At 61.8% G+C, this 26,843-nt stretch carries 33 protein-coding genes; 14 read left to right on the top strand and 19 right to left on the bottom strand.

Going from position 1 to position 26,843, the window contains the following annotated elements; genetic code table 11:
• Positions 1-14: 14 nt before the first annotated feature.
• Complete coding sequence (locus tag GYH35_RS19435; protein WP_161812874.1) at positions 15-656, bottom strand: response regulator; 642 nt, start codon at positions 654-656, stop codon at positions 15-17.
• A 158-nt stretch (positions 657-814) separates the two neighbouring features.
• On the opposite strand from GYH35_RS19435, the gene GYH35_RS19440 reads away from it, so the two are divergent.
• The 3 genes from GYH35_RS19440 (at position 815) to GYH35_RS19450 (ending at position 2,498) form a co-directional block, all read left to right on the top strand.
• On the top strand, positions 815-1,183 hold the full coding sequence (locus tag GYH35_RS19440; protein ID WP_202624426.1) for a hypothetical protein: 369 nt from the start codon (positions 815-817) through the stop codon (positions 1,181-1,183).
• Positions 1,184-1,255: 72 nt separating this feature from the next.
• Entirely contained in the window at positions 1,256-1,660 is a 405-nt protein-coding gene (locus GYH35_RS19445; protein WP_161812872.1) for a GlcG/HbpS family heme-binding protein, read from the top strand.
• A gap of 34 nt (positions 1,661-1,694) precedes the next feature.
• Positions 1,695-2,498 (top strand): SDR family oxidoreductase, encoded by an 804-nt coding sequence (locus GYH35_RS19450; protein ID WP_161829270.1) that lies wholly within the window; start codon positions 1,695-1,697, stop codon positions 2,496-2,498.
• Between the two features lie 45 nt (positions 2,499-2,543).
• Here GYH35_RS19450 and GYH35_RS19455 read toward each other — a convergent pair whose 3' ends face one another.
• Complete coding sequence (locus GYH35_RS19455; protein ID WP_202624427.1) at positions 2,544-3,044, bottom strand: nuclear transport factor 2 family protein; 501 nt, start codon at positions 3,042-3,044, stop codon at positions 2,544-2,546.
• Positions 3,045-3,237: 193 nt separating this feature from the next.
• Here GYH35_RS19455 and GYH35_RS19460 point away from each other — a divergent pair, with 193 nt between their 5' ends.
• Positions 3,238-3,723 carry a hypothetical protein gene (locus tag GYH35_RS19460; RefSeq protein ID WP_161829271.1) on the top strand — a complete coding sequence of 162 codons (486 nt, stop codon included), beginning with the start codon at positions 3,238-3,240 and terminating at the stop codon, positions 3,721-3,723.
• Between the two features lie 9 nt (positions 3,724-3,732).
• Here the strand turns inward: GYH35_RS19460 and GYH35_RS19465 are convergent, their stop codons facing one another.
• Positions 3,733-5,601 carry an FUSC family protein gene (locus tag GYH35_RS19465; protein WP_202624428.1) on the bottom strand — a complete coding sequence of 623 codons (1,869 nt, stop codon included), beginning with the start codon at positions 5,599-5,601 and terminating at the stop codon, positions 3,733-3,735.
• Between the two features lie 69 nt (positions 5,602-5,670).
• The gene (locus GYH35_RS19470; RefSeq protein ID WP_161812869.1) at positions 5,671-6,447 is read right to left on the bottom strand and encodes an SOS response-associated peptidase; all 777 of its coding nucleotides are present in this window, start codon (positions 6,445-6,447) and stop codon (positions 5,671-5,673) included.
• A 94-nt stretch (positions 6,448-6,541) separates the two neighbouring features.
• On the opposite strand from GYH35_RS19470, the gene GYH35_RS19475 reads away from it, so the two are divergent.
• On the top strand, positions 6,542-6,907 hold the full coding sequence (locus GYH35_RS19475; protein WP_161829272.1) for a lipocalin family protein: 366 nt from the start codon (positions 6,542-6,544) through the stop codon (positions 6,905-6,907).
• Between the two features lie 13 nt (positions 6,908-6,920).
• The gene (locus GYH35_RS19480; protein WP_161812867.1) at positions 6,921-7,469 is read left to right on the top strand and encodes an NADPH-dependent FMN reductase; all 549 of its coding nucleotides are present in this window, start codon (positions 6,921-6,923) and stop codon (positions 7,467-7,469) included.
• A 9-nt stretch (positions 7,470-7,478) separates the two neighbouring features.
• Here GYH35_RS19480 and GYH35_RS19485 read toward each other — a convergent pair whose 3' ends face one another.
• Entirely contained in the window at positions 7,479-8,048 is a 570-nt protein-coding gene (locus tag GYH35_RS19485; protein ID WP_161829273.1) for a hypothetical protein, read from the bottom strand.
• A 162-nt stretch (positions 8,049-8,210) separates the two neighbouring features.
• Here GYH35_RS19485 and GYH35_RS19490 point away from each other — a divergent pair, with 162 nt between their 5' ends.
• Positions 8,211-9,746, top strand: a complete 1,536-nt coding sequence (locus GYH35_RS19490; RefSeq protein WP_161829274.1) for a cation:proton antiporter — start codon at positions 8,211-8,213, stop codon at positions 9,744-9,746.
• A 148-nt stretch (positions 9,747-9,894) separates the two neighbouring features.
• On the opposite strand, the gene GYH35_RS19495 is transcribed toward GYH35_RS19490, so the two are convergent.
• Positions 9,895-10,653 (bottom strand): DUF899 domain-containing protein, encoded by a 759-nt coding sequence (locus GYH35_RS19495; protein WP_161829275.1) that lies wholly within the window; start codon positions 10,651-10,653, stop codon positions 9,895-9,897.
• Positions 10,654-10,741: 88 nt separating this feature from the next.
• Here GYH35_RS19495 and GYH35_RS19500 point away from each other — a divergent pair, with 88 nt between their 5' ends.
• Positions 10,742-11,329, top strand: a complete 588-nt coding sequence (locus tag GYH35_RS19500; protein WP_161829276.1) for a DUF488 domain-containing protein — start codon at positions 10,742-10,744, stop codon at positions 11,327-11,329.
• A gap of 98 nt (positions 11,330-11,427) precedes the next feature.
• On the opposite strand, the gene GYH35_RS19505 is transcribed toward GYH35_RS19500, so the two are convergent.
• The 4 genes from GYH35_RS19505 to GYH35_RS19520 all read right to left on the bottom strand — a co-directional run bounded on the left by GYH35_RS19505 (position 11,428) and on the right by GYH35_RS19520 (position 14,231).
• Positions 11,428-12,690, bottom strand: a complete 1,263-nt coding sequence (locus GYH35_RS19505; protein WP_161829277.1) for an RNA polymerase sigma factor — start codon at positions 12,688-12,690, stop codon at positions 11,428-11,430.
• Positions 12,691-12,697: 7 nt separating this feature from the next.
• On the bottom strand, positions 12,698-13,072 hold the full coding sequence (locus GYH35_RS19510) for a YciI family protein (RefSeq protein WP_161829278.1): 375 nt from the start codon (positions 13,070-13,072) through the stop codon (positions 12,698-12,700).
• Positions 13,073-13,217: 145 nt separating this feature from the next.
• On the bottom strand, positions 13,218-13,475 hold the full coding sequence (locus GYH35_RS19515) for a hypothetical protein (RefSeq protein ID WP_161812860.1): 258 nt from the start codon (positions 13,473-13,475) through the stop codon (positions 13,218-13,220).
• Positions 13,476-13,607: 132 nt separating this feature from the next.
• A complete protein-coding gene (locus tag GYH35_RS19520) occupies positions 13,608-14,231 on the bottom strand; it encodes a TetR/AcrR family transcriptional regulator (RefSeq protein ID WP_161812859.1) in 624 nt (207 codons plus the stop codon).
• A gap of 87 nt (positions 14,232-14,318) precedes the next feature.
• Between GYH35_RS19520 and GYH35_RS19525 the strand changes: the two genes are divergently transcribed.
• Entirely contained in the window at positions 14,319-14,954 is a 636-nt protein-coding gene (locus GYH35_RS19525) for a glutathione binding-like protein (RefSeq protein WP_161829279.1), read from the top strand.
• A 180-nt stretch (positions 14,955-15,134) separates the two neighbouring features.
• Here the strand turns inward: GYH35_RS19525 and minE are convergent, their stop codons facing one another.
• The 3 genes from minE to minC all read right to left on the bottom strand — a co-directional run bounded on the left by minE (position 15,135) and on the right by minC (position 17,046).
• Entirely contained in the window at positions 15,135-15,392 is a 258-nt protein-coding gene (gene minE, locus GYH35_RS19530) for a cell division topological specificity factor MinE (protein ID WP_129642078.1), read from the bottom strand.
• Between the two features lie 2 nt (positions 15,393-15,394).
• Positions 15,395-16,207 carry a septum site-determining protein MinD gene (gene minD / locus GYH35_RS19535; RefSeq protein ID WP_161812857.1) on the bottom strand — a complete coding sequence of 271 codons (813 nt, stop codon included), beginning with the start codon at positions 16,205-16,207 and terminating at the stop codon, positions 15,395-15,397.
• Between the two features lie 80 nt (positions 16,208-16,287).
• Positions 16,288-17,046: a septum site-determining protein MinC gene (minC, locus tag GYH35_RS19540; RefSeq protein WP_161812856.1), complete on the bottom strand. Its 759-nt coding sequence runs from the start codon at positions 17,044-17,046 to the stop codon at positions 16,288-16,290.
• A 232-nt stretch (positions 17,047-17,278) separates the two neighbouring features.
• Between minC and GYH35_RS19545 the strand changes: the two genes are divergently transcribed.
• The 4 genes from GYH35_RS19545 to GYH35_RS19560 all read left to right on the top strand — a co-directional run bounded on the left by GYH35_RS19545 (position 17,279) and on the right by GYH35_RS19560 (position 20,122).
• Positions 17,279-18,082 carry an adenine nucleotide alpha hydrolase family protein gene (locus GYH35_RS19545; RefSeq protein WP_161812855.1) on the top strand — a complete coding sequence of 268 codons (804 nt, stop codon included), beginning with the start codon at positions 17,279-17,281 and terminating at the stop codon, positions 18,080-18,082.
• 80 nt (positions 18,083-18,162) lie between these two features.
• Positions 18,163-18,987 carry an isocitrate lyase/PEP mutase family protein gene (locus GYH35_RS19550; RefSeq protein ID WP_161812854.1) on the top strand — a complete coding sequence of 275 codons (825 nt, stop codon included), beginning with the start codon at positions 18,163-18,165 and terminating at the stop codon, positions 18,985-18,987.
• 109 nt (positions 18,988-19,096) lie between these two features.
• A complete protein-coding gene (locus GYH35_RS19555; protein WP_161812853.1) occupies positions 19,097-19,582 on the top strand; it encodes a DUF1579 domain-containing protein in 486 nt (161 codons plus the stop codon).
• A 201-nt stretch (positions 19,583-19,783) separates the two neighbouring features.
• Positions 19,784-20,122 (top strand): YciI family protein, encoded by a 339-nt coding sequence (locus GYH35_RS19560; protein WP_161812852.1) that lies wholly within the window; start codon positions 19,784-19,786, stop codon positions 20,120-20,122.
• Between the two features lie 1,018 nt (positions 20,123-21,140).
• Here the strand turns inward: GYH35_RS19560 and GYH35_RS19565 are convergent.
• From GYH35_RS19565 to GYH35_RS19580, 4 genes are all read right to left on the bottom strand, one after another.
• Entirely contained in the window at positions 21,141-21,722 is a 582-nt protein-coding gene (locus GYH35_RS19565; RefSeq protein ID WP_161812850.1) for a bactofilin family protein, read from the bottom strand.
• A gap of 65 nt (positions 21,723-21,787) precedes the next feature.
• On the bottom strand, positions 21,788-22,165 hold the full coding sequence (locus GYH35_RS19570; protein ID WP_161812849.1) for a bactofilin family protein: 378 nt from the start codon (positions 22,163-22,165) through the stop codon (positions 21,788-21,790).
• A 198-nt stretch (positions 22,166-22,363) separates the two neighbouring features.
• The gene (locus tag GYH35_RS19575; protein ID WP_161829280.1) at positions 22,364-22,831 is read right to left on the bottom strand and encodes a hypothetical protein; all 468 of its coding nucleotides are present in this window, start codon (positions 22,829-22,831) and stop codon (positions 22,364-22,366) included.
• Between the two features lie 28 nt (positions 22,832-22,859).
• On the bottom strand, positions 22,860-23,222 hold the full coding sequence (locus GYH35_RS19580) for a helix-turn-helix transcriptional regulator (protein ID WP_161812847.1): 363 nt from the start codon (positions 23,220-23,222) through the stop codon (positions 22,860-22,862).
• A gap of 395 nt (positions 23,223-23,617) precedes the next feature.
• Here GYH35_RS19580 and GYH35_RS19585 point away from each other — a divergent pair, with 395 nt between their 5' ends.
• Positions 23,618-24,037 carry a DUF6524 family protein gene (locus GYH35_RS19585; RefSeq protein ID WP_129642066.1) on the top strand — a complete coding sequence of 140 codons (420 nt, stop codon included), beginning with the start codon at positions 23,618-23,620 and terminating at the stop codon, positions 24,035-24,037.
• Between the two features lie 27 nt (positions 24,038-24,064).
• On the opposite strand, the gene arfA is transcribed toward GYH35_RS19585, so the two are convergent.
• Together arfA and GYH35_RS19595 are read right to left on the bottom strand one after the other, a co-directional pair.
• On the bottom strand, positions 24,065-25,576 hold the full coding sequence (gene arfA / locus GYH35_RS19590) for an arabinosylfuranosidase ArfA (RefSeq protein WP_161829281.1): 1,512 nt from the start codon (positions 25,574-25,576) through the stop codon (positions 24,065-24,067).
• A 17-nt stretch (positions 25,577-25,593) separates the two neighbouring features.
• Positions 25,594-26,843, bottom strand: a 1,250-nt coding sequence (locus GYH35_RS19595) for an extracellular solute-binding protein (protein WP_161829282.1), incomplete at its 5' end; no start/stop codon positions are given.

A 26,843-nucleotide genomic window follows, 5' to 3' on the forward strand; every position in this document is an offset into this window, starting at 1 on the left:
GCCGCTGCTTTTTCTTATAACTCGATGATGCCGCGTTTGACGGCAGTCACGACCGCGTGAGTGCGGTCGTTCGCGCCGAGCTTCGCTAAAATATTCTTCATGTGGGCCTTCACGGTGTCCTCGGAGATGCCCAGATCGGCCGCGATGCGCTTGTTCGCGTTGCCCTGCGCAGCTCCGCGCAGAACATCGAGCTCGCGCAACGACAGCAGCTCGTCGGTCAGGTGCTCCGCAAGCATGGTCGCGACATCTGGAGGAATCACACGACGCCCCGCATGCGCCGTCCGAATCGAGTCACGCAAGGCCTTGCGCATGGTGTCTTTCAACATGAACCCGCACGCACCGGCACGAAGCGCGCCGGTGATCTGAGCATCGCCCTGAAACGTCGTCAGGACCAGAATCCGTGCGTCGGGAAACTCTTCGCGAATGATGCGGATCGCGTCGATGCCATTCATGTCCGGCATCTGCAGGTCCATGAGCGTGACATCGGGGCGAGTGAGCCGGAACTGCTCGATGCCGGCGCGCGCACTGGCGGCCTCGGCGACCAGTTGCATGTCCGGCTGGCCGGCCAATGTGGCGGCGATGCCTTCACGAAGCAGCGGATGGTCATCGATGGCAAGCACCCGGATCGGTCGCACCGAGGGGTTGTTCGACGACATGCTGCGCTCCAGGGAAAGGAACGCCAATCATGCCGCAGCACATGACATATCGAAAGCATCCAGACTACCCGAAAGTGTTAGCGGGCGATTGCTCTTGGGTGGGGTGGTGACCGGACAGTCACGCACGTACGCTCCCGACGATGCAGGGATTCTTCTCCATGTTTCCTTCAGGACGCGCCGGCCTCGCGCTCCTGGTCCTACGAACGTCGGTCGCCGCCGCTTTACTGTTGGGAGCAGTGGTTGGCTCGCATGCACTCTTATGGACCGCCGCGAGCGGCAGCATTGCCGTTTTGCTGTGCGCGGGGTTCGCGACGCCGATTTGCGCCGGGGTGTGCAGCGTCGTTGCAGCCATCGTCGCCTTCAGGGCAAGTGGCGAGAGTGCGCTGTGCCCGACGCTGTTCGCGCTGACTTCGCTTGCGCTCGCGCTGCTCGGGCCGGGCGCCTATTCGCTGGATGCACGCATCTTCGGCCGCCGTCGCATCGTCTTCACGAGCCGCGACAAGGACCGCAATCAAATAAACATGTGATTCAGCAGCGGCCGTGAGGCACTCACTATCTGCCAGGCACACGAAGGCGTGCAGGCAGTCAGGAGCGAGCCCATGGTGACGAGCAATCAAACTGAAACAATGATCGCGACGGGCGAGTCGCGAGCCAGGGAAATCGGAGTTCCCGTCAACATCGCGGTACTGGATGCAGGCGCGCATCTCAAAGCGTTCAGCAGAATGGATGGCGCCGTCATCGGCTCGATCGACGTTTCCATCTCGAAGGCGCGCACCGCCGTTTTGTTCGGCATCCCCAGCGAAGCTGTTTGGGAGTACTGCAAGCCCGGCGCGCCCGCGCCTGGTCTGGAGCGAAGTAACGGCGGGCTTGCAACGTTCCCTGGCGGCATCCCGCTGTTCGATTCGAGCGGCGCGCTGATTGGCGCCGTCGGCGTCTCCGGCGGCGCGGTCTCTCAGGACCTCGAGATTGCCAAGGCCGCAGCCGCGGCGCTGCGCTCTTCGTGAGCCAACATCCCCCTTGCTATGGAGTCAATGTGTCATGCCAAAAACTATCTTGATCACGGGTGCGGGCTCGGGCTTCGGCGAAGCCGCCGCGATCGGAATGGCCAAGAACGGTCACAACGTCATTGCCACCGCCCAGGTCTCGCCGCAGGTCACACCGCTGCGGGAAAAAGCGAAGGCGCTGGGACCGAAGAACCTGCGTGTCGAACGCCTGGATCTGACCGATCCTTACGATGTCGCCCACGCCCAGAGCTTCGACATCGACGTGCTGTGGAACAACGCCGGCATGGGTGAGGCCGGCCCGGTGTTCGAGATTCCCATCGATCTCGTACGCCGCAATTTCGAAGTGAACGTGTTCCTGCCGCTGCAACTCACCCAAGGCTTCATCCGCCAGTGGATCGCTGCGAAGAAGAAAGCGAAGGTGGTGTTCACATCGTCCATGGGCGGCCTGTTCACGCCGGCGAACTGGGGCACCTATGTGTCCACGAAGCACGCGCTGGAATCGGTGGCCGAGGCCATGCAACAGGAGTTGAAGGCTCACGGCATCAAGGTGCAGACCATCAACCCGGGCGCGTTTTATACCGGCTACAACGAAACGATGGCGGACGCGCCGTTTCGCTGGCTCGACGATTCGAAGCACGTCACCAAGCGCGCCGCGCTGCGCGCCGAGTTCGACTCGTTCCTGCAAGCGCCGGATGGGCACCTGGACGCCCGCGAGATGATCGATCGGATGATCGAAGTCGTTCCTGCGGACACCGGCAAGTTCCGCAACGTCGTGCCGAAGGCCACCGAGGACATGCTCAAGGCGCATCAGCTGGCGGCGTGGGAAAACGCGATCTGAGTGGGTGCTGAGCGGGCCTATCGCCCGCTCAGTCCTTCCCAACTGTTACTTCTGCGGAGCCACCCGGTTCCACAAGTCGTCGAAGGCGATGCTGTCGAAGAACGCCGTGGCCTCGACGACCTTGCCGTCGCGCATCTTCAGGAACCACGCGTACGTGTTCCTGTAGGGCTTGCCATCGTGAGCCACCGCCTGCGCGTCGAAACGAATGACGACCTGCTCTCCATCGGCCATCACGTCGTGTACTTGCGGAATCAGTCGCTCGCGCATTCGCGCGTTGAACGGCTTGATGACCTCGTCGATGAAGCTCTGCCGATTCGGATACCGCTTGGCCGCCGCCGAGTGGCCGACGATGGTCCACGGCGCTTCCGGGGTCAGCAAGTCAAACGGGCTACCCGCCCCGGTCCGCCAGGCATCGAACGCCTTGGTCACTGCATCGACATTGCGACGCTCGATCTCATCGTGGGTTTGCGCCATCGCTATCTCTCCAGAAGTCAGTAGCCAACCGAGCAGCAGCGCCGCTGCAACTCGCTGCTTGTTAACGTGCACGTCTCGAACTCCTTTGTATGCTGCCGAACGCGCAGCGTAGGTCGAGCGAACTGCACTGGCCCATCATGGGAATCGATGATTGCGACGGGCGGCGCGAACAGGGATGTTTGCCGACATCATGATGCGGCTCGGCGTGCTTTCATCCATCGCGGCCTTTTGTCTCTGCATTCCAATGCACGGAGCCGCGGCGCCCGTGAGCGTGAATGCAACGGCTGGAGCAGCCTTCGCCGGCGAAGCGGTCAACGTCGCCTTGCTCGAGATCCGCCGTGACGTGACTGCTCATTTCTCGCTGGCCGCTGCAGCTGGCTATCTGGATGTGGCCGGTGGTCGCGACGAGGGGCAGCTGCGGCTGATGGCCATCGGCACTTGGAACATTCACGGCTGGGCGATCGACAATCGCCACTTGCTTTCGCTCAGTACCGAATCCGTCGAGCGCTATCGGATTCGAGCACGTGTTGCGCGCCCTGGCTTGTTTGGCCTGAGATCGCTCAGCGCTCGAGCGTTCGACGAGGGGTTCGTCGATCTGGACGGCGCCGGGTTCATTCGCAACAACATCGCGCTGGGCGTGGGCTTCGAGCTCAATCGCGCCGTGCTTGCCGAGTTCTATCGCGTCTGGGAAGGCAATCGGGATGCGCCGAACGATCGGTACGTGCTTGGACTGGTGACAGTTCGATTCTGAGTTCGCACATCAGGAGGTGACCGCTCCCCTGGGCGGCGAAGATCGCTGCAGGCACTCGTGCAGATCGACCAGCTCCGTCTCCAGCACATGAGGCAGTGTTGGTAGCGCCGGCAATGCGTTGCTTTTCAGAATCGCCGCGACAAACCCATCGATCGCTTCGCGCACACGCGCGGCTCCCTCGTTAACGAACATCGATGCCGCAGTTTCGCGGGCTGCGTCACCCCCGAGCTGTTCGAGCGCCCAGCAGGTCGAAAGCGTGCGATAGGCGAGACGTTCGACGGCGGCGATGGCCGGCCACCACTCCTCGGCGGCGAATCGCTGAGCGCGAGATGCTGCCAGGCTATCTTCGTAAGCATGATTTAGCGCGAAGCTCGCGAGCTGCAACTCGCGGCGGGATTTTCTGGCGTCGGGCGTTGTGACTTCACCGTGAGCGAGATGGCCGGTGGCTTCTGCGACAGCTCGCAACACACGCGCCAATTGCTCCGGGATTTGGCGTGTAGTGGAGCGCGGCGGGAGCAACCGAAACACGACCAGCGCAAGCGCGCAGCCCACCAGCGTATCGATGCCCCGCGCCCATAAATAACTGCCTGCATCTTCGACGGGATGGCCGCCCGCCGCAATCGTCAGCGCCGCGCCGGTGATGAACACGACCGCGAGCGCGTAGTTGCGCATCACGAGCATCTCGATGGCGAACTGGAGCGCCATGATCGTCAGCGCGAGCCACACGCCTTGTGGATGGATAAATAGAATGGCGCCGGCGAGCAGCAAGCCAATCCAGGTCCCCAGCAGTCGCTCGATGCTTCGTTGAAGCGTGCGCATCCAGTCGAATCCCTGATGCAACATCAGCACGGTCGCGGCCACTGCCCAATACGCGCGCTCGAAATGAAATATCGACGTAAGCGCGCCAGCGAGCACGGCGGCGACACCCACACGCACGATGACGCGCATCGGATTGGAACCCGGCTGCAGCGCTTCGAGCATCGCGGCGCCGGCGCTGGGATGGCCGAGCGGGATGGCGCTTCCATCCAGGGCCGGCATAGTTTTCGGATCACGCACCTGCTCGATGAATATGTGCAGATCTGCGATGAGTTGCGGTCGTGGCGATTGATGACGGCTCGCGTCACCCATCGCCTCTGCAAAGCGCAGATGTAACTCTCGATTCAGTGCGCGGAGTCGGGCGATCGGACCGTCGGCGGGCACTTGCGAAGGCTGATGATTCACCAACGTCGTCCAGGCCCGATGCAAAGCGAACGCCGCGCGAAAACGCGCTGCGCCTTCGTCGGGTGTGCCAACCGATTTGATATAGCCGATGACTGCTCTGCCCGCTGATGTCACTGCGCTTCGCTCGGGCCCGCGATAGGAAATCAACGCGCCGCCCATATGAACCGCCCACGCGAATGCTCCACCGCCGAGCACTAACATCGCCGCCCCCACCGGCCCGATGTGCGCCGCCGGCATCGCCGTGCCCGCTGCACACGCAAGCGTGAACATGTACGCCCCGGGCGGGCCGATCTGCAGCGCATTACTCAACCAAGTCGCGACCATCGCCAGCGCCGCGACCGCAATGACAACGGCCCAACCGAGCGGCGCTACCCAAATCCCAATGCCCACACTGAACGCGAAAGCCAACGCGATCACGGCGAGCTGTAACGCGCGACTGAAATACGGACGCCCGCTCCCGTACAGCGCCGTGAACCCACCGATCGACGCCATCAACCCAGCCGATGTATCACCCGTCAGCCACCCCGTGAGAATCGGCGCCCCCATACACACCGCCGCCCGCAACGAAAACCACACCCGCCCCGCCGGCGCCGGCCGCAACTGGAACAGGCCATGAAGGATTTGCTTGGCGGCAGACTGGGAGTTCGATTGAGGCATGCGTCCCTGCCTATACCAATACACGCTGCGTATTGGTATCAGGGGGCGCCATCACTAAGAACAGATCAACTAGCTGAACAAATCCGACTGCCCACCCTCTTCCCCGCGAGGTTTGATCAAGTCCGGGCCGTCGTTGCGGTTGCTGTTGACCAGATTGCCGACCGGATACGCGAACATCATTCCGGAAGGAAACTGTTTGAGCGCGGAGAACGCTTCGGTGGGCGTGCCAGTCAGCCAGGTCTCGTAATCTTCCTGGGCCAGAATCGCAGGCATGCGCCGGTCTCCGGGCGGCAATAGCACGCGCTTGCCGGCGGTCTTCTTCGAGTTGTGAATATCCGCCATCAACTCATTCGCCGGCATGGTGATGACGGTGCAGGACTCGATCACTTCGCCAGAGTCGCTCACCGAGCGGTCCCACAGGCCGGCGAGGAAGAACGGATCCTGATCGACGACGGTGATGTAGTAAGGCACAGCGACTTGCCAGTCCGGCGGCTGAGCCTGCCATTCATAGAAGCCAGATAGCGCCACGAGGCAGCGTTGCCCACGCCGCCACGCATCTCGAAAAGAAGAATTGGTCTGCAGCGTCTCGATGCGCGCATTGATGGTGTTGCCCATCGCTTTGCCGCGGGCCCAATGCGGGATCAAACCCCAACGCAGGTGAGCGCCTTCCCGCTGACCCTCCAACTCACGCACCACGCGCACGACCGGCACCGGATCGGTCGGCGACACGTTGTAACGCATGCCGAACAATCCCTGCGAACGAAACCGCGACGCCCAGCTGCGACGCTGGATTTCCACCGCACGCTCGATCGCGGCTTCTTCGGGAGACACATAACGACCACACATGGCGTCATCCTAACATCCGAGCCTCGAACCCCGCCGAATCCCGCAATGGAACGAATGGCGACCCGGCGCGATTCGATACTAAGATGGGTGGATCATGAAGAGAATCTCCCTGCTGCTCCAGTGCGCGCTGCTCGGCAGCTTGCCGTCGCTGGCCGGATGCCAGGACTCGCCCGACGGGCCGCGCAAGACTTATCAGCCCAAGGGCTTCGTCCGTAACACTCGCAGCAATGCCGAGTGGGGCATGCAGTTCGTCTGGCCGATGCAGGCCGACTACGTCATCGTCTACCTGGATCGGCAGTATCAACAAACCATCATTGCCCGCGAGCAGCGGGACTATGTATGGATCATGGCGCGCACACCGCGCATTTCCGCGACGGAATACGACGCGCTGACAGACCGGGTACGCGCGATGGGCTATGACATGAGCCTGCTTCGACGCGTGCCGCAGACCCAACCTTGACCGGGAGCTTGCCATGACCAACGTCGGCTTCATCGTCGGCAGCCTTCGCAAAGGCGCGTACACCCGCATGTTGTCTCGGGCGATCGTCGAGATCGCGCCGCCGACATTCAAGCTCACGGAGATCGGCATCGGCGAGCTGCCGTTGTACAACCAGGACCTGGAAACGGACACGCCGCCGCCGGCGTGGACCACGTTCCGCAATCAAGTGAAGAGCAGCGATGCGATTCTGTTCATCACGCCCGAATACAACCGCGGCATGCCGGGCGGCGTGAAGAACGCCATCGATGTCGGCTCGCGGCCACCGAAACAAAGCTCATGGCGCGGCAAGCCCGCAGCTGTGATTTCGCTGACGCCCGGCAAGCTCGGCGCGATGGGCTCGCACCACCAACTGCGCCTGACGCTGTCCGTCCTCGGCGTGCCGGTGATGCCCATGCCGGAGATCTACCTCGCCGAGGCCGGCAAGCTGTTCGATGCCGACGGCAAGCTGGTGAGCGAAGATACGATCAAACTGCTCACCTCCATGCTCAACGATTTCGACACCTGGATCGGCCGCTTCAGGTAGCGGCCGGGCTCACTTCTCTTCCGGAGCCTGATCCGGCAGCGGCGGAATGACCTGACCGGGATACCAGAACTTCAGGTGGCAACCTTCGCACACCTGATCCATGGCTTCGCCGGCGTCCATGATTCCTTGCGGACTGCGCTCTTCGGCAGCTTTGAGGAACTGAACACCCACATCGTGCAGCGCCTGGCCGAAGCCGACGAACGTGGCGCGCTCCGCCGCGATGGCTTTCTCGGCTTCCTCGGCTGTCAAATTACCGGGCGTGCCGTGATCCTCGAGTTGTTTGCCTTCACGCGCTACATGCCGGCCGTCGAGCAGCAGCAGATTCGCAGACTCGGCCAGGATGATCGCGTGCTTGCGCACCTCGGCCCATTCCTCATCGGTGCGCGGCTGCTTCTCCTCGATCCCCTGTGCCGTTTCGGTGACGCTCACCGATTGCCATAAGAAGTCCGCGGCCGGATCGATCATGTCCCTCATGATGTCCTGCATGCCCGCCGTGAGCTTGACCGGGCTCGGCGCAGGCGCAGCTGGCGGCTCGGTTTTGGCACAGGCGCCCAGCGCCCCTGCAATCGCTGCCGTCATGAGAACCCTGGCCACCCGCGGTGAGTTGATCATCCGACCACCCCTGTTTTTGGAATACAGGTCGCCACTGTACCGGCGCCTCTAGCGGCCTTCATAAAATTAGAGTCAAGATGGCCTGCCCTTTGGAATGTGACCGTCCTTAAACCGGAGCACCGCACTGTCATGGCGTTTTTCGAGACTTTGCTCGTGCTCCTGTTCGTCGCCATCCTGTTGTTGCAGGTGACACGGCGCTTCGCTGTGCCCTATCCCACCATGCTGGCGGTGGCCGGCGTCGTGATCGCGCTGCTGCCCGGGGCGCCGCATCTCGTCATCGAGCCGGAGCTGGCGCTGGCATTGTTCATCGCGCCGGCGCTGCTGGATTCAGCGTTCGATTTGCCGCCGAGAGAGCTGCGCCGAAATTGGCGGCCGCTGGTGGCGCTGGCCGGAGTCGCAGTAATCTTGACAACCGCAGCCGTCGCCTGGACCGCGGTTGCACTTCAGGGCTTGCCGCTCGCGGCAGCGATCGCGCTCGGCGCCATCGTCGCTCCCCCCGATGCAGCGGCCGCCGCCGCCATGCTTGCACGCGCCGAAATTCCTCGTCGCATGGTCAGCGTGTTGAAAGGCGAAAGCCTGCTCAACGATGGCGTTGCCCTGTTGATCTTCGCAGCGGCGGTCAACATCGCGATCTCGGACAAGCCAGCCACGCATGCAATCCCCGAGCTGGCGTTCGCGGTGCCCGGAGGAATTCTGCTGGGCATTGCGTTCGGCGCGACGCTGGCGTGGATGATGCGCTGGATGTCAGGCACGCTGAGCTCGACGCTGATGACCTTCGTGGCGACTTTCGGCGCCTGGATCCTTGCGGAGCAGTTGCATCTATCGGCCATCCTCTGCGTCGTTGCCCACGGAATGACGGTCGCACACATCGTGCCGACGCGTACGCCGCCTCGCGAGCGAGTGCATACCTACGCTGTCTGGGAAGCCGTCGTGTTCCTGCTGAATGTGCTGGCCTTCTTCCTGATGGGCCTGCAAGCGAGCGAGATCCTCAGCCGCTTGAATCCCGCCGAGATCTGGGAAGCCTGCGGTTTCGCCGCCATCGTGTTCGGCGTCGTGGTGGTCGTGAGATTCGCGTGGGTGATGTTGTACATGCGGACCAGCGCCTTCGTGAAAGCGAAGCGTGGCAAACCCACCTTCAGCAGCAACGCGCACGCCGTGCTCGTCTCGTGGTGTGGCATGCGCGGGCTGGTGACTTTGGCGACTGCGATGTCTCTGCCGGGCACATTCCCGGAACGCGACCTGATCGTGCTGAGCGCCTTCGCGGTCGTGCTCGGCACGCTGGTGGTGCAGGGCCTGACGCTGCGGCCGTTGATTCGTTACCTGTCGTTCCCGCCCGATCGTTCCTTTGCAAAGGAGGTTGCGGCGGCTCGATTGCTGTTACTGGACGCGGCGCTCAACAGCATGGCGGATCGCGACGACGCAGTCGCCACCCGCTTACGCGAGACCTACGAGGAGGAAAGAAAGATCGCCGAAGCGGGCAACCATCCTCGCGACGTGAGCGAGTTCGATGCCGTGCGCCGCCATAACATCGCGGCCAAACGCAACAAGCTCGCCGAGCTACGAAGCGAGGGCGCGATCGACGACGATGTCTTTCACGCCCTGGAGCAGGAGCTCGACTGGGCCGAGCTCGCGGTGACTCCGCCGCAGGAATTGGTCGAGAGCTAGTCGGCTTTCTTCTCGGGAGTCGACGGACGCTGCTCCGCCTTCGGGTTTTTGCGAGAACGACGGCGAGTGATGACGAAAGCCGTGAATCCGCCGGCTGAGCCGGCACCTGCGGCAATCCATGCTGCCGCGGCAAAACATGCTGGGCACATCAGGCAGTCTCCTCGTCGAGAATGTTGTGGGTGACGCTCGATTCAACCGGATCGGTGTCGTAGCGATCGTGATGCCGGACCCAGGCCATCGGGAACTCGAACCCACCCTCGTCGCGCCCCTTGGGGGCGATGTCCAGGAAGTTGTACGTATTCGCGAACATCTCACAGCCACGGGCGTAGCTCGAATACGTATGAAAGACGTCGCCGGCGGCGTCCTTGTAGAAAACACTGATGCCGTGAGTTTCCTCGGCCGGATACTCGAGCAGTTCGTAGTTGTAATAAGCCGTGTTGTTGGAAATGTCCTGCGGTGTGTGCGACGCCTGGAAGTCGTAGTTGAAATCCGTGCCGTGCGAGGAAACCCAATCGAACTGCCAGCCCATGCGGCGCTTGAACTGCGCGAGCTGCGAGTACGGCGCGCGCGACACGGCCATCAACTTCACGTCGCGCTGTTTCAAATGGACCAGCGCGCCGTCGATATGATCGGCAAGGAACGAGCAGCTCGCGCAGCCTTGCGGCCAGCTCGGACTGAACATGAAGTGGTATGTCATTAACTGGCTGGCGCCGTCGAACAGATCGGCCAGCGTGCGGCGACCCTGTGGGCCTTCGAACACGTACGGCTTGTCGATGCGAACCCAGGGCAGGGTGCGTCGTTCGGCACTCAGCAGATCGCGCAGGCGGGTCAGTTCCTTCTCCCGTCGCAGCAGGCTCTTGCGGGCTTCCAGCCACTCTTCCCGGGACACGATTGGGTTATTCTTCATCGCAGTGCTCCGCCGGCGTGGGTTGATATCTCCAGGACGAACGGCGCGCCGCGATTCCGACAGGGTCGTCATTATTTTTGCCCGGCTCATGATCTATACCGTCGGTCATTCCAACCATCCGATTGCGCACTTCCTGAAGCTGCTGCGGGGCCCGGGCGTGACCCTGCTGGCCGACGTGAGATCAACGCCTTACAGCCGGTTCAACCCGCAGTTCCGGCGCGACGCTCTGGTCGAGGCGCTCGGCAAGGAAGGTATTGAATATCTATTCCTTGGCGAGGAACTGGGCGCGCGGAGCAAAGATCCGTCGTGCTACGACGAGGGGCGAGTGAGTTATCGCAAGCTCGCGGCGACGGACCTTTTCCGACAGGGCATTGACCGGCTACTGACGGCCGCGAAGTCTCACACGGTCGCGATCATGTGCGCCGAAAAGGATCCGCTCGATTGCCACCGGACTATTCTGGTCGCACGCGAATTGGTGAAGCGCGGCGAGACGGTTGCGCACATTCTGGCAAGCGGCGAGGTCGAATCGCATGAGCAGGTCATGGAGCGCCTGCGCGAGAAGTTGAAGATCGAGCCGACGGATTTGTTTGGCGGCGATGCTAATGAACAAGCGTATGAGCTACGCGGTCGCCAAATCGCGTATGTCGATCCAAAAGCCGCGCGTGCATCAAAGTAGCCGCACCCTGCGATCTGCCGCGCACCGGACCAGCAATCAGATTCCGGCCGCTCTGTTCCGAGCCAGGCGGAAAGACACCTTTAAAAGCGTGCTGCTGGCTAGTGCGTCTGCCGCTTCTTGCCTTCAGCCGCCAACTTGTCCAGGTGCGTGCGAATATGCGCCGCCTCGGCCGCGGTGTTCGCCAACGAAATCGCCTTATCGAACGCCACGCGCGCTTCATCGTTACGGTTCAGCTGCATTAGCAGACCACCGCGCAATCCATGAAAGTGAAAGTAACTCGACAGCGCCGACTCGAGCGGCTCGATCATGGCCAGCGCCGCCTCGGGGCCCTCGCATTTCATGACCGCGACCGCGCGATTCAACGTCACGACCGGCGATGGCTGAATGGTTTCCAGCAACGCATACAGCCGATCGATCTCATGCCAATTGGTGTCTTCCGAGCGCGGCGCTCGCGCGTGAACGCCAGCAATCGCCGCCTGGATCTGATACGGCCCGGGCTGCTGCAAGCGAACCGCTTTGTCGAGCAGCGCGAAGGCCTCGGCAATCAACTCACGCCGCCACAAGCGACGGTCCTGATCTTCCATCAACACAATGTTCTGCTCCGCATCGAGCCGCGCCGGCGCTCGCGCATGCTGCAATAACAGCAGCGCATTCAAGCCAAGAATCTCCGAATTGCCACGAAACAATCGCAGCAGCAGCCGAGACAGGCGGATCGCCTCCTCGCACAGCGGCTCGCGAATATGCAACTCGCCGCCGCTCGCCGAATAACCCTCGTTGAACAGCAAATAAATCATCGCCGCGACGGTGGACAAGCGCTCCGCCCGCTCCACCGCGCCCGGCGTCTCGAACGGCACATCGGCCTGTGAGATACGACGCTTCGCGCGAGTGATCCGCTGTTCCATCGCCGCTTCGCCGACCAGGAACGCGCGCGCGATCTCCTGCACCGACAAACCGGAAACGATGCGCAAGGCCAGTGCGATTTGCTGAGTCGCCGGCAAGTCCGGGTGGCAGCACACGAACAACAGCCTCAGCACGTCGTCGCGGTAGTCCTCGCTGTCGAGTCGGTCGGCCATGGCAGTTTCGGCATCGCTGGTATCGGAAAGCACTTCTTCATCGGGCAACGTCTGCTGCTTGCTGCGTCGACGCGCCTCGTCGAGCGCGAAGTTGCGCCCGACCAGAATCAGCCATGCCGCCGGATCGCGAGGCGGACCGTTCACCGGCCACTTCTGCAAGGCGCGTAAGCACGCCTCCTGAAACGCCTCTTCGGCAGTCTCCAAGTTGCGGAAGTAGCGCAGCAGCGCCGCGACCGCCTGTGGCCGCGCTCCGGTGATCGCGGCGTCGATCCAGCTCAAGTCGCTCACACGTCACTCACTTCGCGGCGGCAGTTTTCAGCACACCTGGATTGAAGAACTGCACCGGACGGATTTCCATGCAGCCGGGCTCATGCACCAGCTCGCGCGCGGCGGCAATGACTTCGTCCAGGGTGTCGCAATCGAACAGGTAGAACCCGAGCATTTGCTCCTTGGTCTCGGCGAACGGCCCATCGAGCACCACCATTTCGCGACCGGTTCGCACAGTGGTAGCCGTGGTAGTCGGCATGAGGCGCGCGACCGGACCGAGCTTGCCTTTGGCGGCAAACTTCGCGAGCACGCCCTGATGATGCGCCATCACGGCGTCGTCTTTTTCCTTCGACCACGCGCCGATGACCGACTCCGAGTTGTAGCAAATGACCGCATACAGCATGGTTGACTCCTCTATGAACCAAGGACGATGCAGTATGACGGATTCCGACACCGCCCCCGTAAGACGGACGAGGGGCGGCGGAAGAGGCAGCTCCTGCACGTCCATGTGCCCGCTGCATTTGGGCGTCCCTGGCCCAGACCAACGATCAGTCGCAGGCGACCGCGGCCAGGACGATGGGCAACTCGTTGATCTTGGAGACGACGATGCGAAAGCCGTCATCGGCCAGCTCGGTCGGATCGAGCTCGATCTGAATCTGGAGGTATTCGTCGCCGAGCCGTTCGCTCGCGACAGAGCGCGGGATGAGGTTACGCGCCTGGAAGAATTGCAGTACGCGGACCAGTGCGCCTGGATCCGCTTCCACCACCGCTTTGAGCCGCAGAGCTGCAGCATTGCCGACTTGCATGATTGATCGCCTCTGATTCACCTGAATTCACAATTCGCATCGACACCCCGGCATCCGCGGATGCCGGGCGGCGAATTTGAATCCCGATGATTCGGTGGGCGGTCATATGGCGTGCAATATAGCCCAGCTCTGTCAGCCGCGGAAGTTGCCGCAGATCAGCTCGATGGCCCGATCGGCGATGGCTTTGAGCGCCGCTCGCGATTCGCCAGCACGCGCTCGAACGGAGATGGTGTGCAGCACCGCCGACGCAATCATCGACAGCGCGGCGGGATCGGCTGACGGGTCCAGCTCACCAGCGGCCTTGGCATCGCTCAGCCGCAGTTCGATGGCATGATCCAAGCCACGCAGCGCGCCCAAAAGTTTCTTCCCGACTTCGGGATCCTGTACCGCTTCGGTGGTGGCAGTGGATATTAAGTAACAGCCGCGCGGCCCGCCCTGCTCCAGGTAGAGCGATATCGCGTTTTCATAAAAGCGGTGCAGCCCCTCCGCGAGCGAGTGCTCGCGACTCAGGTTTTGCTTCAGAGCTGCGGCGCCATCGGCGATATAGCGATCGAGCGTCTGCAGATACAGCGAGTGCTTGTCGCCAAACGCCGCGTACATGCTCGGCCGGTTCATATCGGTGGCATCGCTGAGTACATCGAGCGATGTACCCGCATAGCCCTGGTTCCAAAAGGCATCCCTCGCGCCCGTCAGCGCGGCGGCCGGGTCATAGGCTCGCGGCCGGCCGCGGGCCCGAGTTGCTTTTTTATGTACCATTTCGCATAAAAATACTTGACCACCGACGGCCGCCGGGCGAATTATATATCGCTCGGTACAAAAACCCACCGGACCCGGAGTCTGTCCATGAATCTGTATTTTTCACCCCTGGCCTGCTCGCTCGCCACCCGAATTGCGCTGTACGAGGCCGGCGCGCCGGCCGAGTTCACGCAGGTGGATCTCAAATCCAAGCGCGTGTTGAAAACCGGCCGCGACTTCGCCGAAATCAATCGCCTGACGCTGGTGCCGACACTGGGCATCGACGCTCAGACGGTGCTGGTGGAGAACTCGGCCGTTCTGCAATTCGTCGCCGATCGCTTTCCCGAAGCGAAGCTCGCACCCACGTCGGGACTGCAGCGCGCCCGCATGCAGCAGTGGCTCGGCTTCATCAACTCGGAGCTGCACAAGGGCATCTTCAATCCCCTGCTGGATTCGACCGCGCCCGAGGGTGCGAAAGAGTATGCGCGAACCAAAGTCCCGTCCCGGTTCGCGCTGCTCCAAGATCACTTCGCCACGCACGAGTTCGCGCTCGAGCAGTTTTCCATTGTCGACGCGTACCTGACGACGATCCTGAACTGGAGCGCGTTCAGCGGCGTCGATTTGAAACAGTGGCCGGCGGTGAACGACTACTTCCAGCGCATGCTGAAGCGTCCCAACGTGGCGCGCGCCATGAATGAAGAGCTGGCGCTGTATCAAGAAGAAGTGCGGCGCCGGGCGAGCTGAGCAACCCACACATCGAAGCGGAGATCATCGACCCGCTGCGCGTCACTTTTTACTCGGGATCGGGCATCCTGCCACGACCCTCGTGCGAGCCAGCAAAAAGGCGTGACTTTTTGCTGCTCGCCGCCGCCTGTGGCGGCGGGATACATCCATGTACCCGGTGATCTCCGTTAGTTACCGCAGCTACGCTTTGCCCTTCTCCGGCAGCGCCACGCTGAATTCGAGCACCTCGTGGCCGTCCTCTTTCTCGAGGTTGATCTGCACGGCCTCGGGATCGACATTGATGTACTTGCGGATCACTTCCATCAGCTCACGCCGCAGCGTCGGCAAGTAGTCTGGACCGCCCCGCGCGGTACGTTCCTGGGCAACGATGATACGTAGCCGCTCCTTGGCGACGTTGGCGGTCGGCTGGGAGCGGCGGAAGAATGCGAGTAGTCCCATTCTCAACCTCCGAACATGCGGGCCAGGAAGCCCTTCTTCGGTTCTTCGAGGAACCGTAGCGGCAAGGTGTCGCCCAGCAGGCGGCCGACCGCATCCTCATAGGCTCTCGACACGTCGCTCTGCTCGTTCAGGATGACCGGGGTGCCGGCATTGGACGCCGACAGCACATCCGGCGACTCCGGAATCACGCCGATGACATCGAGACCGAGGATTTCCTTGACGTCCCCGACGCTCATCATCTCGCCGGTGGCGACGCGACGCGGGCTGTAGCGCGTCAGCAGCAGATGTTCCTTCACCTTCTCCTCGCCCTTCTCGGCGCGCTGCGTCTTGCTGGAGAGCAGGCCGAGGATGCGATCGGAGTCACGCACCGAGGAAACTTCCGGATTCACGACCACGATGGCGCGGTCGGCGTAGTACATGGCGAGGTGCGCGCCCTTTTCGATGCCCGCGGGCGAATCGCAAATGATGTATTCGAAGCCATCGGCGATCAGCTCGTCGAACACCTTGCGCACGCCTTCCATCGACAGCGCATCTTTGTCGCGCGTCTGCGAGGCGGCCAGTACGAACAGGGTCTCGAGGCGCTTGTCCTTGATCAACGCCTGCTTGAGCGTGCAATCGCCCTGGATGACGTTGACGAAGTCGTAAACGACGCGGCGCTCGCATCCCATGATGAGGTCGAGGTTGCGCAGGCCGATATCGAAATCGATGACGGCGACCCGCTTGCCTCGGCGTGCCAGGCCGCAAGCGACGCTGGCGGAAGTGGTCGTCTTGCCGACGCCCCCCTTGCCGGAAGTTACAACGATGATTTCAGTCAAAGTGGGACTCTCCCCTTAAAGTAGAGTGAGGAAGTTGGTGAGTATTCGGTTCGAGAGGAAGGATCGGGCGGGTCCGCACTTCAGCCACCGATGCGGGCGAAGCGCAGATCGTCGCCATCCAGCCAGGCTTGCACGGGCTTGCCGGCCAGCTCGGGCGGCAAGGTCTCGAACACCCGGAACACGCCGGCGATGGAGATCAGCTCGGCATGAAATTCCTGGCAAAACACGCGCGCGGTGACTTCGCCCCGGGCTCCAGCCACGGCGCGACCGCGCAGCGTTCCATAGATGTGTACACAACCGTCGGCAATCACTTCGGCGCCGGCGCCCACCGTTGCGGTGACCACCAGGTCCGAATTGCGAGCGTAGACGCGCTGCCCCGAACGAACCGGCTGATGCTGCATCAATGAAGGCGGATGCAATACCGGCGCTTCGACCGGCGGCGGCGCTGCCTTGGGCACTTCTTTCACGGGCGGCGGCGGCTGCACCGGCGCGGCTTTGCCCTGAACGCGAAACTGCGTCAGCACCGGAACATCGAGCGAACGCGCCAGCGTGTCGACCGCCTGCGTGCCGTGGGCCAATCCGACCGCGAGCATGCCGGCGCGACGCACGGCGTCGAACACACCGCGCATGTCACTCGCCGTGGGCTCTTTTTCCAGCGCGCTCAGGTCCAGGCACACCGCGGTCCGCTCGAAAAACTGCGGCGCCGAAGCCACGCGACCGGTCAACTCATCGAGAATGACCCCGGCATCGGTGGTGCGAATGCGCACCTGTGCCAGACCGACCTGGCCAAAACGGATTTCAACGGCTGGTTCTCGCACAGCTTCGAGGGGTTTATTCATCGCTGACTTTCGCACGGGCCAGGGGGGACTTTGCCGAGGCGAAGTGTAGCGGATGCTGCGGCCGCTGCGTGCGCCGATGCAAACTGTCGTACGACGTCGACAGCGGTTTTTTATATCGCGAGGGAACGATGGGCCGGCCCGGTTCGTCATTCCACGAGTCTGGCGGGCTCAGCCGGTCAGTAAAATTGTTTCGCACGTCCCGGCAACGATGTCGGTCCCCCCGAGGGCACTCATGGCAACGACGCCTCTATTGTGGACGGGAGGTTGGGATTCCACCTTCCGGCTGCTGACTCTGCTGCTTCGTGAGCAGCACGAAGTTCAGCCCTACTACATCCTCGACAGCCTGCACTATCGGCCAGCCGTCCCCGCCGAGCGCGAAGCGATGCGACTGATCCGGCAGGCGTTGCTGAAGCACTGGCCCGAGGCAGCTGTCAGATTGGCCGACACTATCGAATGCCAGCTCGCCGACATCGAGGCGGACACCGAAACTCAGCGTTACTACGAGCGCTGCCTCGCCATCGGCTTCATCGGCGGCCAGTACGAATGGCTGGCGCGCTATTGCCGCCAGCACGGCATCGAGGGCATGGAGTTGTCCATTCACCGCGACGACAAGGCCCGCGAGCTGCTCGTCGAGCTGATCGGCCCCGATCGCTATCAACTCGATGCACGCTTCGCCGGCGACTGCCGTTACGAGTTGTTCAAAACGTTCCGCTTCCCGCTGTTCGACATGACCAAGCGGCAAATGCAGGCCGAAGCGCGCGCCGGCGGCTTCGACGAAGTCATGAAACTCACCTGGTTCTGCCACCGCCCCCGCCGCGGCCAGCCGTGCGGAACCTGCAATCCCTGCATCTACACCATCGAGGAAGGCTTGGGTGAACGGGTGCCGCCGAGCGGGCGGTTGCGATATCACCTGCGGATCGTGCCCAGAATCCGGCATTGGCTGGCGCGCCACCCCGATTTGTACATGCGAGTGCGAGCGCTGTATCGCCGATTGCGACATCCTTCCGTCGCCCCGCCGCGCGCCCCCGCGACTTGAGGTCAGCTTAAGTTCTTGACAGCGGCTGACCGGTTTTCCGCGTACGGTGACGGCGAACATGAACCTCTGGAGAAGCCGTCATGACCGCCACGCAAAGAGATAAAGCCGCCGCGTTTCGCACGTTACACGAACAGCCTCGCGCCTTCGTCATCGCGAACGCGTGGGACGCCGGTTCAGCCATGCTGCTCGCCGGCCTCGGCTTCCCCGCCATCGCAACGTCGAGCGCGGCCTTCGCCAATACGCTGGGCCGACAAGACGGCAAAATCACCCGAGACGAAGCACTCGCCCACTGCAAGACGCTGGTTGCTGCTGTGAATGTGCCGGTGGCCGCGGACCTCGAGAACGGCTTCGGCCACGCTCCCAGCCATGTGGCTGAAACGATTCGCCTCGCCGCACAAACGGGACTGGCGGGCGGCTCGATCGAAGATCACACCGGCGATCCGACCAAACCGATTTATGACTTCGAGCAGGCGGTCGAAAGAGTGACTGCCGCCGTTGAGGCCGCCAAGTCGCTCGGCACGCCGTTCATACTCACCGCCCGCTGCGAAAACTTTCTGCACGGCCATCCCGACCTCGACGACACGATCAAGCGACTGCAGGCGTTCGAGAAGGCGGGCGCGGATGTGTTGTTTGCGCCGGGGTTGCCGGATTTGAAGGCGGTGCGCGCGGTGTGCTCTTCGTTGTCGAAGCCGGTGAACTTCATGGTTGGCATTCCGGGCCGGTCGTTCAGCGTGCCGGAATTGCAGGAGGCCGGCGTGCGTCGGATCAGTTTGGCGACGTCGTTGCATCGGGCGGCGATGAGTGGGGTTTATAACGCGGCCCATGAGATTCTTGACAAGGGCACGTTCGAGTTCTTGAATGCTCTGGTAAGTCCAAAGGAGTTGGGCAAGTCGCTCCGGAAATAAGCTTCACAAGTTATGTGCGACGCTGCGGATCAAAACCTCCGCAGCGACGCCTCTCAAGCACAACGCCGGGCGTCACGAGTCGCCCTCATCAGCAGGGCCCCGTTCGACAATGACTCTTCCCCTCGAGAGCTCCGCCCCCACAGATTTCGATTTCATCATCGGCGACTGGACGGTCAAACACCGACGGCTGAACGAGCGCCTGGCCGGCTGCACCTCCTGGACCGAGTTCTCCGGCCGTTCTTCCACCCGCAAGACGCTGGGCGGCTTCGGCAACATCGAAGACAACATCCTGCACTTCCCCGAAGCGACGTTCCGTGCGATCGCAGTCCGCTCCTACTGTTCCAAGACCGGCACCTGGTCCATCTGGTGGTTGGATGGCCGCAATCCGACGCAACTCGACAAACCCGTCATAGGGAAGTTCAGCGGCAGCACCGGATTGTTCTATACAGACGACGTTTTCGCCGGCAGGCCCATAAAGATCCGCTTCACCTGGCTCTGTGCTCCAAATGAAGATCCTCGCTGGGAGCAGGCTTTCTCCGCCGACAACGGCGTGACCTGGGAAACCAACTGGGTCATGCAGTTCACGGCCGCGTGACGGAGCGTCAGCAAGGAGTTTCTACGACGTTAGTACCTTCAGAGACGAGAGCTGAGCTTGAAGGACTCTGGCGGAGCACGAACGTCTGCTGAATCATAATTAGTTGGAGCTCGCGGCGAGCCAGGCGTATCGAACTTTGGGCTCGCCAATCGTCTTATCTATCGGAGGCCCATCTGGGGCCATCGACAGGATGGATCAACCATGAAATTTCTGTGTCTTGCATTTGGCGATCAGGCGGGCTGGGACTCGCTCACCGATGACGAGAAGGCTGAGGTTCTGGCGCAGGACGATGTTATTCGCTCACGAGGTGCGACCATGTCCGCCGTTCGCCCACAGGTAACGTCTGTGCGTAACTGGGACAAGAAGCTGGAGATCTCAAAGCAACCGCATGCAACCAGCCTGACATTGGCGGGCTTCTCGATCATCGAAGCTGAAGACATCGATGAGGTTGTAAAGATGGTTGCAAACACGCCCTGCGCCAGGGGCAAGGGTGTGATTGAAATCCGCCCATTTTGGAACGCAAACGCGAGCGCCGCCTGACATGGCGTCGAAGCCGACAAGCGGCGGATGGAATAACAGTATGCGTTCCAGCTGAAGGATCTGAGCGTAGCGAAGTGCAACGTTAGCCATCTATGGAAATGAAGCCGGAATACATTGCCGCAATCGTTGCGGCGCTGGCGATCGGATATTTCCTGCTCGGTCGCCGCAAGGCGCCGGAGCAAAAATCGTTTCGCTGCGCCCGCTGTTCCAAGACATGCCAGCACACGCCTCGCACCATCAATGCGTGGCGTAACGGGAAGTCAAAGTTTTTCTGCGACTCATGCCATTCGGGATGGGTGCGCTTCCATCCGAACACTCAAGTTGGCCGCATTAGGGGGCCCGGATCGCGCTCCGGTTGTTTGGGGGTTCTGGCTTGTATCGTCTTCATTCCGGTTGCGCTTATTGTTGGATGGCCTTATGTGTAGCGACGCGCGCATGACGTTCCGAATCGCCCGCTCAACCAACGTCCAGCAGTTTTTCGCAGTCGCGAATCGAGCGAGTCCGGCAGTTCGAAGTGATCGTAGCGGGTGGCTGCTGAATGGCGCAGGAATCCGTCACTGCGTGACGAACGTCATCGAGCAGTCGAAATGAGGCTGCTTCCACCTCTTCGCTTTCTCGCCCGGACCAACCGAACTGTACAGTAATGATGCCTTCGTACAGGTGGATGCCGACCGCCGAAGTCCCGCGTTTCACTCCGATCTCGACAGCGCCGCCTTGCCTCGGCCCGGGCCCGTAGACTTCCCCCGGATCCACGCGTCCGGCGGCTGCACCGATGCACCGTGGATCAATGGGTGCCGGTGTCTCGATGACAACGCGGCCGTAGGTGTACGTTTCGCAACCCGCGAGCGCAGATGAGATAGCTACGACAACGCTTGCACATACGCGCTTGCTGAACCAGAGCGACAGCCGTGTACTCATGTAGCGGGTATTTCCTAGTTCTGTCCTACTCCCGCCTGAAGCCTACACCCCGAGTGCAGGTGGTATCACCCCACGGACGCAGGGTGATACCAAATCACGATCATTTTCCGCCCAACACCTTTTCCGTTTCCTCCGCCGACAGCGGCTGACCTGGATTGATGGTTGGACTTTCCACTCTCTTCTTGGAATTAGAACCCGATGCCGGCGCAGACTGGGCCGCGTTGCTGCCAGTCATGTCGATGCGGCCGTTGAACACGGCGCCATCCACCAGCCCGACTCTGGGCGCGAAGATGTTTCCGGCGACGCGGCCGGTTTCATGGACGACGACCGATTCGATGCCGTGCAGGTCGCCTTCGACGCTGCCATCCACCACAACGACACGCGCGTAGATGTTTCCAACCACGGAACCATCCGTGCCGATCGTGACGCTCTGAGTGTGATTGATCGAACCTTCGATCCGGCCCTGCAGAATGAAGTCTTCTTCCGCGCTCAGCTCACCCTTGAACCGCAACGTCGGGCCAAGCACGGCGATCTTGCGTTCCGGTGCGGCCGCCTTCGATGGCGGCTCGGCCACAGACGTAGAAGGTGTTTGCGATTGAGACAGAGGCATGGACGACAGTGACGGCACGCGAACCGTGTCCGTGCCCGAGTCCTGCCGTTGATCGAATCCGAAGCTGCGCATACGAGGTCTCCAAAATGACTTCTTCAAGTTGAGAACGATCCTGAACCGCGGCCCTTCGACAGAATTTACGTTCCCGTCTTACCTCGCAGCTGCGCCGACTTCTTCGAATCCATGTCGACCGCGCCATTGAACTTCGAGCCTTCGACCAGGCACACCGACGGCGCGTGAATATTGCCGCGCAGGTTGCCGGACTCCTCCACATACACCGAACGCTCGGCATGCAAGTCGCCTTCGACGGTGCCTTCGACCTTGATCGTCTGCGCGGTGATGCTCGCTTTGACTTTGCCTTCCTTGCCCACGGTGACGCGTTGGGTATGTTTGATCGTGCCTTCGATCTGGCCTTGAATCAGCAGGTCCTCATCGGCCGAGAGCTCGCCCTTGAAGCGCAACGTCGGTGGCAGGATCGACATCCGCTCGCTGGCTGTATCGTACGGATTGCTCATTGTTATCTCCTGGGGTTGCGAACTGCAGCACACTGTAGGCAGCGGCGCACATCGACAAGGAGAGTTACTTCACAAAATGAATAGCGCGAGCCGCGTCGCGGCCGATATCACAGAACTGTCACCTTCCCAAAATTGTCACAATGTGCCTGCCACGCGGGCGATCCCTGAATCGGACTCGCAATTGTTAAACCGATCGAGTCAGTGCCTCATCTTTTTCAGCAGCTCGTGCAGCCGTCCCTGCAGCATGCGCGCCATGGCTTCGTAGTAACGCGCGGCCTTTGCTGGATCGCTGTGCCGGCGGCTCGGACGTCTTTTATGGACGGAATCCCGCCGTCGATTCCTCAGCGCGTAAACGATGTCCATGCCGACATCGAGCGAAGTGTCGTCGCCGAGAATGCTGGCGACCATCATGACGCCGGACTGCGTAAAGGCGAGCGCGGGCTGGGAATCGAGCCGGCCGCGGGCGTAACGCTTCGACAGCTTGTAATAGGCTGGCGATTTCAGGATCCACAGCTTGTGGCCGATGCGTTTATAGAAATCCGGCAGGCTGATGCCGAGCAAGGCGGCGAAATCGACGTCCTTGATCGCCTTGCTGCCTTCCACGGTGACGATGAGAGACGCGATGGCGCTCGCGTCGAGCCGTGTGGGCTTGCGGGGCGGCGTCATGCGGCGCTCCCGCCGCAGCCCGCGGCCTCTAACGCGAGTTGCTTTGTTCGAGCACGTCGATGATGCGAACGACGAAGCGTTGCTGAGTTTTGGTCAGCGCCTGCAACCGTTCGGCGTGCCGCATGGCCCGAGGCGACAAACGCCCCTTGGGAACGCGCGTGGGCTTGGACATACCGACCAGGTCTTCGACCGAAATACCGAACACCTTGGAAAGCTTGAGGAGCACGAGCACTGAGATGCGACGGTCGCCGAGCTCGTACGCGAACACAGCTTGCTGAGATACTCCGATGGAGCGCGCCAGCTCCGCCTGCGTCATCCCCCGCGACTTGCGCAGCACCGAGACGTGCGCACCGAGAGATCTGAAGTATGCGCGACTTTCGTGTTTGATCACTAGCTCGAGCTTCCATTTGTTTGTTCTTCCTAAAAACTAAATCCTGATTTGGGATGTGGAAATATCAATCCATCGAAGTTGGCGAGCAGCCGACAGCGCCTAGGGGACGCGGAAAAAAACAATTCTCGGCAGTTTTCGCACGTTCGACTCGAGAGCCTGCTTCGCAGACTGCCACGACTTTTGGCGCGCTTGTTTGTTGAAATTCGAGTCGATGCGCAAATCGCTTTCATCGCCACGGCGCGCGATTTCGCGCGGAACGGACCGATGTAGTTGCAACCACGTATGGCATGCCGAGGCACGCGCGCGCAGACGACGCTCCGTGGGCATTTCCGCGCCGCTTCACACGGCGCACCGCGTCGTCGATACTGCACTTCTTCGCGGCGAGGGGGCCAAACGTGAACGATCTGAGCTTCAGCGGGTTTCTGGTGCGGGTGGTGCTGTCACTGATCCTCGTGCTGCTGACCTTCAACCCCAGCGGCTATTCGTATGTCCACATGGTGGCTGACGGTTTTCCGAGTGTGACGCCGGTGGAGGCGGTGCTCGGCATCCTGCTCTTGATCGGCTGGATCGTGTTCCTGGGGGCGACGCTGAAGTCCATCGGCCTGATTGGGATGGTGCTCGCACTCGCGCTGTGCGCCGCACTGGTCTGGCTGGTCGCGTCTTGGGGCTGGGTCAGCCTGGAGAACACCAATGCCCTGATCTGGGTCGGCCTGGTGGTGCTCGCGCTGATCATGGCCATCGGCATGGCCTGGGCTCATCTCTACCGTCGCTGGACGGGCCAGACGACGGTGGATGAGGTCAATGAAGGACAGTAACGCGCGCTACTTAGCCGGCGTGGCTTCTTACGCCGGCGTCGTGACGATGACGTTCCAGGACAGCGGCTTCAACTTCGCGCTGACCACACCCTTGTCGATGGAAACGTCGGTGCGTTCCTTCGGCGCGACCGCATTGGGCGCGGCCTTGCTGTTGATGGCCTTGAGGTCGGTGTGATGCAGCTCGCTGGCAAGCGCCACCTTGCGGCCTTCACCCAAGCCACGCAGCTCGACATCCAGCTGCATCTCGTCCGTCGTGCTGCGATTGAGCGCCAGGATGGTCACCGTGCCGGTCGCTTCGTCGTGAATGACGCTCGACAACAGCAGTGACGCATTCGGATGCGTCTTGGTCGAGAACGTTTCGGACTGCACCTTCGCACGCAGCACCTGACCGTGCGCGTGACGCGAAGCCTGCGCGAACGGATGGAAAATGGTTTGGCGCCAGGCCGCACCGCCGGTCTCGGTCATGATCGGACCGATCACGTTGACGAGCTGCGCGATACAGGCCGCTTTCACGCGATCCGCGTTGTTGATCATGGTGATCAACGCACCGCCGACCACGAGCGCATCTTCGAAGTTGTAGATCTCTTCGATCAGCGGCGGCGCCTTCGGCCAGCCCGGCTTGCGCAGGTCGGACGGCGAGTGCGCCTTGTACCAGACATTCCACTCGTCCAACGAAAGCATGATGCGCTTCGGCGAACGGCGTTTCGCGGCTACCGCGTCGGCAATCGAGGCCACTTCCTTGATGAAGGAGTCGAGGTCTTCGATGACGGTGAAGAACTCTTTGACGTCGTTGCTGTCGTTGCGGAAGTACGCGTGCAGCGAAATGAAATCGACATCGTTGAAGCAGTGGTCGAGTACTTCGTACTCCCACGACGCGTAAGTCGGCATCGCACGCTGCGACGAGCCGCACGCAGCGAGCTGCAGATCGCCATCGACCCAGCGCATCACCTTCGCGGTTTCCTTCGCGACGCGGCCGTATTCCTGCGCGGTCTTCTGGCAGATCTGCCACGGACCATCCATTTCATTGCCGAGACACCAGAACTTGATGCCGTGAGGCTTCTCGTAACCGTGCTCACGACGCAGATCCGAGTAGTACGTGCCGCCGGGATGATTGCAGTACTCGAGCAGATGGCGAGCCTCATCGGGGCCGCGCGTGCCGAGGTTCACTGCGAACATCGGCTCGACCTTGGCGGTGCGACACCAGGTGATGAATTCATTTGTGCCGAACTCGTTGGTCTCGGTGGAGCCCCACGCGAGATCGAGACGAGTCGGACGTTTGTCCTTCGGACCCACGCCGTCTTCCCAGTTATAGCCCGAGAGAAAATTCCCGCCGGGATAGCGAACGATGGTCGGGCCGAGTTCGCGCGTCAGCTCCAGCACGTCCTGACGGAAGCCGTCCTTGTTCGCGGTGGCATGACCGGGTTCGTAGATGCCGCCGTAAACACAGCGCCCCATGTGCTCGACAAAAGTGCCGAACACGCGGCGGTCGAGTTCGGAGATGACGAAGTCGCGGTCGACGACGATGCGTGAAGTGAGCATGACGATGATCCAGTGAGCTAGAGAACGTGAAACAGCAGGTCGTTGATACGGTGCTCGGCATCCGCGAGCGCGGCATCGACGGATTTGTGGCCGGTGATGGCGGCTGACATTTCCTCGCCGACAATGTCCGCCACCGGGAATTGGCGTTGCACGCTTGCGGGCAAGGTCATGCCGGTCGACGAGAGCTTCGAGATCTCCCGGCGGTGAGGCAGCGCGTTGAAGCGTTCGCTTTCGATGACGGCTCGATAGGCGGGCAGATGGCCGGTGCGCGACCACTCGAAGTTGTTGTCCGCGAAAAACTTGAGCAGCCGGAACACGGCCTCGCGCTGTTGCGGCGTACGTTCCTTCGCCGGCATCACCCAGGCATGACCGTCGATGTAGGTCGCATCGCGCCCGAGATAAAGCTGCGGAAATGGCCGGACGGTATAGCCGTTCGAAAGCGGCCGGTCAGGCCGGCGCGATTCGGCCTCGAAGTCGCCGATCAACCACGTGCCGACGATGAAGACACCGCCGGCGCCGTTGATGAACGCGTTGGTGGAAGCGGCGTAGTCCAGATTCTTGGTCGTGAGATCCTCGACATAGATCTGTCGAAACAAGTCCACCACTCGTTTCGCTTCTGGCGATTGCAGATTGATGTGCTGTGGATCCGGAAAGATGTTCGCGTTCTGCTGCATCAACAACGTGTACAGATTGCGGGCGTAGGACGCTCGCTCGATGGCAAGCGTCTGCACCAGGTACGGCTTGCCCGTGGCGGCCTTGAAGCGACGCGCATGCTCGAGCAATTCCTCCGGACTGCGCGGCAGGACAGGCAAGCCGTCCTTCACCAGACCGGCCTGCCGAAAGTAGTTCATGTTGATGTGCCACAGCGGCGCCCAGTTATCGATGGGCAGGCCGTAGACATCGCCTTGTATGTTGACGCCCGCCGAGCTGGCGGCCGTGAAGCTCTGCGGATCCACGCCAACGGCGCGCAGCTCTTTGCCGAGCGGCTCGATCAGCGCTCTGGATTGGTAATCGGGAATCGACGACAAGTGCATGGTCACGAGATCGGGCGGATCGCCGGCCGCGAGCTGCGCGGCCAGCTGGTTATATCCAGGCCAGGCCACCGGGCTGACACGAACCCGCACGTCCGGATTCTCGGCGCTGAACTTATTGATCAGCGTGGTCATGATGCCGCACTCGCCCTCGGCAGCCGCAACGTCGGTGCGATCTCCATACTGGGCGTTGCACGTGCCAAAGAACCGCTGCACGACGATTTCGTTCGGCGGCT

This window comes from Steroidobacter agaridevorans (assembly GCF_009932555.1).
Classification (GTDB): domain Bacteria; phylum Pseudomonadota; class Gammaproteobacteria; order Steroidobacterales; family Steroidobacteraceae; genus Steroidobacter; species Steroidobacter agaridevorans.